Annotated in this window: 9 protein-coding genes; 7 read left to right on the forward strand and 2 right to left on the reverse strand. The window is 64.6% G+C overall.

Annotated features, from left to right (window positions below; genetic code table 11):
* The coding region (locus BLX42_RS12400) for a methyl-accepting chemotaxis protein (protein ID WP_161871876.1) at nucleotides 1-983 on the forward strand (983 nt) is incomplete at its 5' end.
* Between the two features lie 55 nt (nucleotides 984-1,038).
* Here the strand turns inward: BLX42_RS12400 and BLX42_RS12405 are convergent.
* Together BLX42_RS12405 and BLX42_RS12410 are read right to left on the reverse strand one after the other, a co-directional pair.
* Entirely contained in the window at nucleotides 1,039-1,818 is a 780-nt protein-coding gene (locus tag BLX42_RS12405; protein WP_161871877.1) for a helix-turn-helix transcriptional regulator, read from the reverse strand.
* A 70-nt stretch (nucleotides 1,819-1,888) separates the two neighbouring features.
* The gene (locus BLX42_RS12410; RefSeq protein WP_161871878.1) at nucleotides 1,889-3,166 is read right to left on the reverse strand and encodes an acetyl-CoA C-acetyltransferase; all 1,278 of its coding nucleotides are present in this window, start codon (nucleotides 3,164-3,166) and stop codon (nucleotides 1,889-1,891) included.
* A 118-nt stretch (nucleotides 3,167-3,284) separates the two neighbouring features.
* Here BLX42_RS12410 and BLX42_RS12415 point away from each other — a divergent pair, with 118 nt between their 5' ends.
* The 6 genes from BLX42_RS12415 to BLX42_RS12440 all read left to right on the forward strand — a co-directional run.
* A complete protein-coding gene (locus BLX42_RS12415) occupies nucleotides 3,285-4,637 on the forward strand; it encodes a 3-oxoacyl-ACP reductase (RefSeq protein ID WP_161871879.1) in 1,353 nt (450 codons plus the stop codon).
* A 2-nt stretch (nucleotides 4,638-4,639) separates the two neighbouring features.
* Nucleotides 4,640-5,491 carry a MaoC/PaaZ C-terminal domain-containing protein gene (locus BLX42_RS12420; RefSeq protein WP_161871880.1) on the forward strand — a complete coding sequence of 284 codons (852 nt, stop codon included), beginning with the start codon at nucleotides 4,640-4,642 and terminating at the stop codon, nucleotides 5,489-5,491.
* An 84-nt stretch (nucleotides 5,492-5,575) separates the two neighbouring features.
* On the forward strand, nucleotides 5,576-5,881 hold the full coding sequence (locus BLX42_RS12425; protein ID WP_012316385.1) for a MazG-like family protein: 306 nt from the start codon (nucleotides 5,576-5,578) through the stop codon (nucleotides 5,879-5,881).
* Nucleotides 5,878-6,627 (forward strand): methyltransferase domain-containing protein, encoded by a 750-nt coding sequence (locus tag BLX42_RS12430; RefSeq protein ID WP_012316386.1) that lies wholly within the window; start codon nucleotides 5,878-5,880, stop codon nucleotides 6,625-6,627. The genes BLX42_RS12425 and BLX42_RS12430 overlap by 4 nt, the downstream gene beginning before the upstream one ends.
* A 21-nt stretch (nucleotides 6,628-6,648) precedes the next feature.
* Complete coding sequence (locus BLX42_RS12435; RefSeq protein WP_012316387.1) at nucleotides 6,649-7,284, forward strand: DUF4136 domain-containing protein; 636 nt, start codon at nucleotides 6,649-6,651, stop codon at nucleotides 7,282-7,284.
* A gap of 19 nt (nucleotides 7,285-7,303) precedes the next feature.
* Nucleotides 7,304-7,647: DUF4136 domain-containing protein (locus BLX42_RS12440; protein ID WP_161871881.1), on the forward strand; the 344-nt coding region annotated here is incomplete at its 3' end.

Here is a 7,647-nt window from a genome sequence, read left to right on the forward strand (position 1 = left end):
CCATCAACAGTGTTTCCAGTGGCCTGGAAGACATCGCCCAGGGCGAAGGCGACCTGACCCGCAACCTGGAAGTGCGTGGGCGTGATGAAACCGCGCAACTGGCCGGCTGGTTCAACCAGTTCCTCAGTGCCATCCGCAGCCTGATCCAGCACATCGGCGCGGCGGCGAGCAAGATCCTCAGCACGTCCACCAGCTCTACTCAGGTCTCCAGCGACATGGCCGAGGCCGCCGGGCGCCAGCGCGAAGCGGTGGACATGGTGTCCACCGCATTCCACGAAATGGTCGCCACCGCCAACGAGGTTGCCCGCTCCTGCAGCCAGGCCGCGCAATCGGCCGACAGCGGCCAGCAACAGGCCCGCGAAGGCCAGCAGCAGATCGATGCGGCCGTCAGCAGTGTCGACCGGCTGAGCCAGGAGATCGAGCAATCGGCGCAGTCGATTCAGCAGTTGGAGCGCGACAGCAATGCCATTCAGTCGATCCTCGGTACCATTCGCTCGATTGCCGAACAGACCAACCTGCTGGCGCTCAATGCTGCGATCGAAGCCGCCCGCGCCGGCGAACAGGGCCGTGGGTTTGCGGTAGTTGCCGACGAGGTCCGGGCGCTGGCCAAGCGCACCGCCGATTCCACTGCTGAAATCGACGGGCTGCTTGGCAACCTGGCCAGCCGTACCGCCGAAGTGGCCGAGCAGATGCATGCCAGCCTGGAAGTGTCGCAGCAGTCGGTCAGCCGCATTGGCCTGGCCCGCGACAGCTTTGGCCAGATACGCGAGTCGGTGGACATCATCCGCGACATGAACACGCAGATCGCCACCGCGGCGGAAGAACAGCACCAGGTTGCCGAAGACATCAACCGCCATATCAGCCAGATTCACGGTGATGCGCAGCTGGTGGCCGACCTGGCTCAGGCGGCGCGGCAGGACTCGGAAAGCCTGGCCGGGTTGTCCAATGAGCTGGATTCGCTGGTACGACGCTTCCGTACCTGAGCGGTTGTCTGCACCGGCCTCTTCGCGAGTTATCGGGAAGAGGCCGGTGCCCCTGCTACAACGTCAACTCACCCGGTGTCGAGCCAAACAATTGCTTGAAGGCGGCGATATAGGCCGACGTCGAGTCATAGCCACAGCCCAGCGCCGCTTCGGTCACGCTCGCCCCCGTCTCCAGCAGCGCCAGCGACGACAATAGCCGCATGCGTTGACGCCAGTTGCGAAAACTCAACCCCGTCTCTCGCTGAAAAAGGCGCATGAGGGTCTTCTCCGAGCACTGCAGTTGGCGGGCCCACTGCTGCAGGGTCTGCACCTGATCCGGCGCGGCTATCAGGCTGTTGCACAGCGCCAGCAAGCCTGTATGCCGTGGCAGTGGCAGGGAAAACCCCACTTCAGGCAACGTACGAAGCTGGTCGAGCAGCACCGAGACCAAGCGGCCTTCCACGCTGTCGCCTTCGGGATAGTGCGGCGGGAACACGCAAAACTGCTTTATCAACTCACGCGCCAGCGGTGTCACTTCCAACACCCGGCACTGCGCCGAAGCCCATGGGCAAGCGTCGCGGCGAATGTACAGGCTGCGCATTTCCGCCCGCCCGGACGTCACCACTTCATGTTCGGCTTCGGCAGGGATCCACACGCCCCACTGCGGCGGCGCGAAATAGCTGCCATCACGCGTGTAGACACCCAGCACGCCGCTGATCGCATAGGAAAACTGCACCCAGTCGTGGCTGTGGCGGGTGGTCCAGGAGCCGGCCCCCAGGCTTTCAGCACGGGCATAGAGCGGCCTGGGCAAATGGACCAGGGTAGGGATGGCGCGGGGGTGTCCGATAATCGGCATGGTGAGTTCTTGTAGTTCTGACCAGACAAGCCTAACACCCGCCAGAGCGTCCCTGCAGCCCTTCAGGCAGTTACCGCTCGACGATCACTGTCACCCCTTGCCCACCCGCCGCGCAGATCGAAATCAAGCCTCGCCCCTTCCCCGCCGTCGCCAGCAGTTTGGCCAGGTTGGCCAGGATCCGCCCCCCGGTCGCGGCAAACGGGTGCCCTGCCGCCAATGAGCTGCCTTTGACGTTGAGCTTGCTCCGATCGATCGCACCCAGGGGAGCATCCAGTCCCAGCCGCTCGCGGCAGAAATCGGCACTCTCCCAGGCCTTGAGCGTGCACAGCACCTGGGCAGCAAATGCCTCATGGATCTCGTAGTAATCGAAGTCTTGCAGGGTAAGGCCATTGCGCGCCAGAAGCCGCGGCACCGCATAGGCCGGCGCCATCAGCAGCCCTTCCTGGCCCTTGACGAAGTCCACCGCAGCAGTCTCGCCATCGACCAGATAGGCCAGCACCGGCAGGCCCTGTGCCTGCGCCCACTCCTCTGTGCCCAGCAGCACCAGCGACGCACCATCGGTCAGCGGTGTGGAATTGCCTGCTGTGAGTGTGCCCAAGCCACTGCGGTCGAACGCGGGCTTGAGCTTGCTCAACTGCGCAAGGGTCAAGTCCGGCCGCAGGTTGTTGTCGCGCGTAAGGCCCAGAAACGGTGTCAGCAGGTCATCCTGCCAACCCTCGGCGTAGGCCGCTGCCAGATGCTGATGGCTAAGCAGAGCCAGCTCATCCTGCTCGGCGCGACCGATCTGCCAGGCCTGGGCCATGCGCTCGCAGTGTTCGCCCATCGACAACCCGGTACGCGGCTCGCCATTGCGTGGCAGCTCGGGCTTGAGATGGCCCGGGCGCAACTGCACGAAGGGCTTCAACCGCTCGCCCAAAGTCCTGCCGCGGTTGGCCTGCAGCAAGATGCGCCGCAGCCCTTCATTGACCCCGATCGGGGCATCGGATGTGGTGTCGACGCCACCGGCGATACCGCTGTCGATCTGCCCGAGGGCAATTTTGTTGGCCACCAGCAGGGCAGCCTCCAGCCCGGTACCACACGCCTGCTGAATATCGTAGGCCGGTGTCTGCGGCGACAGCCGCGAACCGAGCACGCATTCGCGGGTCAGGCTCATGTCGCGCGAATGCTTGAGCACCGCACCGGCCACTACTTCACCCAGGCGCAAACCGTGCAGGCGGTAGCGTTCTGTCAGGCCCTCCAGCGTGACCGTGAGCATCGCCTGGTTGCTGACAGTGGCGTAGGCACCGTTGGAGCGGGCGAAAGGGATTCGGTTGCCGCCCAGAATCGCGACCCGGCGAAGTGAACGCATGCGTAGATTCCTCCTGAAACAATTCGATCCGAACAGCCTAGGTGTTTTTGCCGCATTCGAACGACCTCTTCACAAAGTTGGTCCACACTTCAATGCTTGCCTTCAGGGAGACCCGCACATGAGCGACCGCTATCTCGGCTTTGCCAACTCCAACCTCGGCCGCCGCTTCGTCGATGCCCTCGGGCTGCCACGCCCGGCACCGCTGGAACGCTGGCAGGCCGGCCGCCTGCGCCCGGTGGAGGGCGCACTGGTCATCGGCGGTGGGCCTCTGGCAAATCAGGTCGAAGCCATCGCTCCACGCCTGACCGACGAATGCTACAGCTTCAATGGTGTAAGCCTGCAGGCTCCCGCCTGGGTGGCTGGCCTGGGGCCCAAGCTCAAGGCCGTGGTGTTCGATGCCAGTCATCTGTCCGACAGCGATGAGCTGAAGCAGTTGCGCGAATTCTTCCAGCCGTTGCTGCGCAGCCTGGCACCCTGCGCCCATGTGGTCATACTCGGGCGCGCACCGGAAGGCATCGACGACCCGCTGGCCAGCGTCGCCCAGCGTGCCCTGGAGGGTTTCAGCCGCTCGCTGGCCAAGGAATTGCATAACGGTGCGACGGCGCAGCTGTTGTACGTGTATGAAGCTGCCGATGGCCAGCTCGAAGGCGCCTTGCGCTTCTTCCTGTCACCCAAGAGCGCATTCATTTCCGGCCAGGTGCTGCGCTTGCAGGCCTGTGCCAGCCAGGTAGAAGACTGGACGCGGCCGCTCGCCGGGCGCCGGGCATTGGTCACTGGCGCTGCACGCGGGATCGGCGCCGCCATTGCCGAAACCTTGGCACGTGATGGTGCCGAGGTGATGCTGCTGGACGTGCCGCAGGCCCAGCGAGACCTCGATGCACTCGCCGCCCGCCTGGGTGGCAAGGCGCTGGGGCTGGACATCTGTGCCAGTGACGCAGCCGCGCAACTGCTCCAGGCCTTGCCTGATGGCATCGATATCGTCGTGCACAACGCCGGCATCACCCGGGACAAGACCCTCGCCAACATGACCCCCGATTACTGGGACGCCGTCATGGCGGTCAACCTCAAAGCACCCCAGGTACTGACCCAGGCGCTGTATGAAGGCGGCGCCCTCGGCGCAGATGCACGCATCACTCTGCTGGCCTCGGTCAGCGGCATCGCCGGCAACCGCGGCCAGGCCAACTATGCCGCAAGCAAGGCCGGGCTGATCGGTTTTGCCCAGGCCTGGGCACCCAAGCTCGCCGGGCAAGGTGGCAGCATCAATGCCGTGGCCCCCGGTTTTATCGAGACGCACATGACCGCCGCCATGCCCATGGGCCTGCGTGAAGCCGGGCGGCGCCTGAGCTCGCTGGGCCAGGGCGGGCGCCCGCAGGATGTCGCCGAGGCCATCGCCTGGCTCAGCCAGCCCGGTTCCGGCGCGGTGAATGGCCAAGCGCTGCGGGTCTGTGGCCAGGCATTGATGGGAGCTTGAGCATGAACCGGCACTGGCATGACCTGAACAGCCCCGACTCACGCGCAAGCCTTTATCTGCGCGCGGCCAGCAAACGCAAGATCAGCGGCCACACACTGCCAGCCGATGGCCTGCGCTGCTTCATCCCTATACAGCCCGGCAATCTCGCGGCGTACCGCAATCTGTGCCACTTCACCGATGACGCCCGCTTGCCGGGCACCTACCCCCATATCATGGCGTTTAACCTGCAGTTGCAGTTGCTGACCGCCCACGGCTTCCCTTTCCCGCTGCTGGGCCTGGTACACCTGCACAACCGCATCGAGGTGCTGCGCCCCCTGGGTGGTATCGACGGGCTGCACTTTGCGGTGCATGCCGACAACCTGCAGCCACATGCCAAAGGCGGCACATTCGACCTGATCACCGAAGCCGAAGATGGCCTTGGCCTTTTGTGGCGCGAAACCAGCCGCATGCTGGTGCGCGGCTTGAAACTTGAAGGGCAGCCTGAAGAAAGCGAGGAAAGCGAACCGCAGCCTTTGCCTGAAACGACCCGCTGGTACGCCGACAGCGATATTGGCCGGCGCTACGCCAAAGTCTGTGGCGACTACAACCCGATTCATCTGAGCGCCACAAGTGCCCGGTTGTTCGGCTTCCCCAGGGCGATCGCCCATGGCATGTGGAGCAAGGCCATGGCGCTGGCAGCGCTGCGTGGGCACCTGCCAGGCAGCGGGTATGCCTTTGAAGTGGATTTCCGCAAGCCAGTGCGGTTGCCATCGGAGGTGGTATTGAGTGCCAGCGCCGCCGGCCCTGCCGGTGAGCTGCGCCTGGATGGGCATGGTGAACTGCTGCACATGGTCGGGCGCTGGGGTTCGCTCTGAAGGCCGCAGGCTGCTTAGGCCCCTTGAATCCTCTTGCTTTGCATTGGGGCTGCACGGAAGCTATGCGGCACTAGGAGAACCGCAATGAACCTGCAAGAACTCACTCAACGCCTGCACCAGATCCGTGACAACAACGACTGGCGCGGCTTCCACAGCCCGAAGAACCTGGCCATGGCCGCCAGCGTGGAAATGGCCGAGCTGGTGGAAATCTTCCAATGGCTCAGCGAAGACGAATCGCGCCAACTGCCTGCGGACAAGCTCGCCCACGCCGGCCAAGAGGTAGGTGACGTCATTCTCTACCTGCTGCTGCTGTGCAGCGAACTGGGCCTGGACATGGAGCAGGTGGTACGGGCCAAGCTGGCCGACACCGAAAGGCGCTTCGCCCGATGAACGACCGTCACTTCGATGAGCTGGCCACTCGCTTCGCCGAGAAGATCTATGGCGGCGCCAAAGGCGCGATCCGCTTGGCCGTACTGCAGGCCGACCTGGCCGATGCCCTCCCCGACCGCCCGCTGCGGGTACTCGACATCGGAGCCGGGCTCGGCCACATGGCTTTATGGCTGGCCGAGCGCGGTCACCAACTGACCCTGGCCGAGCCGGCCGCACCCATGCTCGAAGGTGCCCGCACGCGCTTTGCCGATGCCGGCCAGACCGCCACGTTCATCCAGGCGCCATGGCAGGACCTGCTCGGTCAGCTCACCGAGCCCTACGATCTGGTGCTGTGCCACGCCGTGCTCGAATGGCTGGCCGAGCCAGAGAGCATCCTGCCAGTGCTGCACCAACTGACCGCACCTGGCGGGTGGTTGTCCCTGGCCTTCTACAACCGGGATGCGCTGGTTTATCGCAACCTGCTCAAAGGCCATTTCCGCAAGTTGCGCAGCAACCGCCTGGAAGGTGAAAAACAGAGCCTCACCCCGCAGAAACCGCTTGATCCACGTGAGCTCAAGGTGCAACTTGATCCTCTGTGGCAGGTCGAAACCGAGAGTGGCGTGCGAGTTTTCCACGACTACATGCCCAGGGAATTCCAGGCCAAGGCCGAGATGCTCGACCTGCTGGAAATGGAACTGGCCCACCGCCGCCACCCGAGCTTTGCCGGGCTTGGCCGCTACCTGCACTGGATGTGCCGCCCTCGCTGAACCACCCGCCGGGAGGATTTCATGCCGTACCGCCTGCTGTGCCTGGCCTTGCTCCCGCTTGCCCTCAGCGCCTGTCAGGGCAGCAACCCGTACGTTGCCAGCAGCCGCCCCTTGCCGCCGGCCCCCGCGCAGGCGGCCAGCACCTTCGACGCCAGTGCCTACCCGGCCCCACCGCGTGACTATGGCCGTTACCGCAGCTGGAGCTGGCGCGACGGCCAGTTGCCAAGCGGCACTGCCGACGCCGACCCGGGGCAACTGGCCGATGCCGTCAGTGGCGCCCTCGACCAGCATGGACTGCGCCCGGCCAGGGGCGCGACCGGCGACTTGCTGGTCAGTGCCGACATGCGCCTGGAGCGGCGTTTGCGCCAGGTACGCGACTATGATTACTACGACCCCTACTACGGCCCCGCCCCCTACGGCGGTGTCGGTTTCGGCGGTTACCGCAACGGTTACGGCGCCTATGGCAGCGTGCCGATCGTACGCACTTACGAAGTTGAAGTGATGGTGGTGCGCATCGACCTGTTCGACGCCCGCAACGGCCAGCCGGTGTGGAGCGCGAGCGCTGAAAGCGGCAGTGACAAAAGCTCGCCGCGTGACCGCGAAAGCGCATTGCGCGAATCGGTACACAAGGCACTCAGCGGCTATCCTCCCAGTTAATGCCTAACGGAGAACCATCATGTTGCGTCGCTTCGTTCTACTGTCATTCGTGCTGTTGCTTGCCGCCTGCTCCAGCAACAACGTCCAGCAGGATTTCGACGCCAGCCGAGACTTTGCCGCGTACCGCAGCTGGGCATGGCAAGAGCCGGCCCTGCACTACCGCCCGGATGACCCGCGTATCAAGAGCGACCTCACCGAACAGCGGATCCGCCAGGCCGTCGCCGACCAGCTCGACCAGCGCGGCCTGCGCCCGGCACAAGGCAATGCCCAACCTGATGTCAGTGTGCGTGCCTACCTGATCGTCGAACAACGCCAGCAGCAGATCACCACCAACTACGGTGGTGGCTGGGGCGGTTATTGGGG

The organism is Pseudomonas sp. SG-MS2 (assembly GCF_009933855.1).
Taxonomy (GTDB): Bacteria; Pseudomonadota; Gammaproteobacteria; order Pseudomonadales; family Pseudomonadaceae; genus Aquipseudomonas; species Aquipseudomonas putida_E.

What these genes read in the sequence shown, in the direction of transcription:
- BLX42_RS12405 (WP_161871877.1), bottom strand. Translation starts at nt 1,818, where the DNA reads ATGCCGATTATCGGACACCCCCGCGCCATCCCTACCCTGGTCCATTTG.
- BLX42_RS12410 (WP_161871878.1), bottom strand. Translation starts at nt 3,166, where the DNA reads ATGCGTTCACTTCGCCGGGTCGCGATTCTGGGCGGCAACCGAATCCCT.
- BLX42_RS12415 (WP_161871879.1), top strand. Translation starts at nt 3,285, where the DNA reads ATGAGCGACCGCTATCTCGGCTTTGCCAACTCCAACCTCGGCCGCCGC.
- BLX42_RS12420 (WP_161871880.1), top strand. Translation starts at nt 4,640, where the DNA reads ATGAACCGGCACTGGCATGACCTGAACAGCCCCGACTCACGCGCAAGC.
- BLX42_RS12425 (WP_012316385.1), top strand. Translation starts at nt 5,576, where the DNA reads ATGAACCTGCAAGAACTCACTCAACGCCTGCACCAGATCCGTGACAAC.
- BLX42_RS12430 (WP_012316386.1), top strand. Translation starts at nt 5,878, where the DNA reads ATGAACGACCGTCACTTCGATGAGCTGGCCACTCGCTTCGCCGAGAAG.
- BLX42_RS12435 (WP_012316387.1), top strand. Translation starts at nt 6,649, where the DNA reads ATGCCGTACCGCCTGCTGTGCCTGGCCTTGCTCCCGCTTGCCCTCAGC.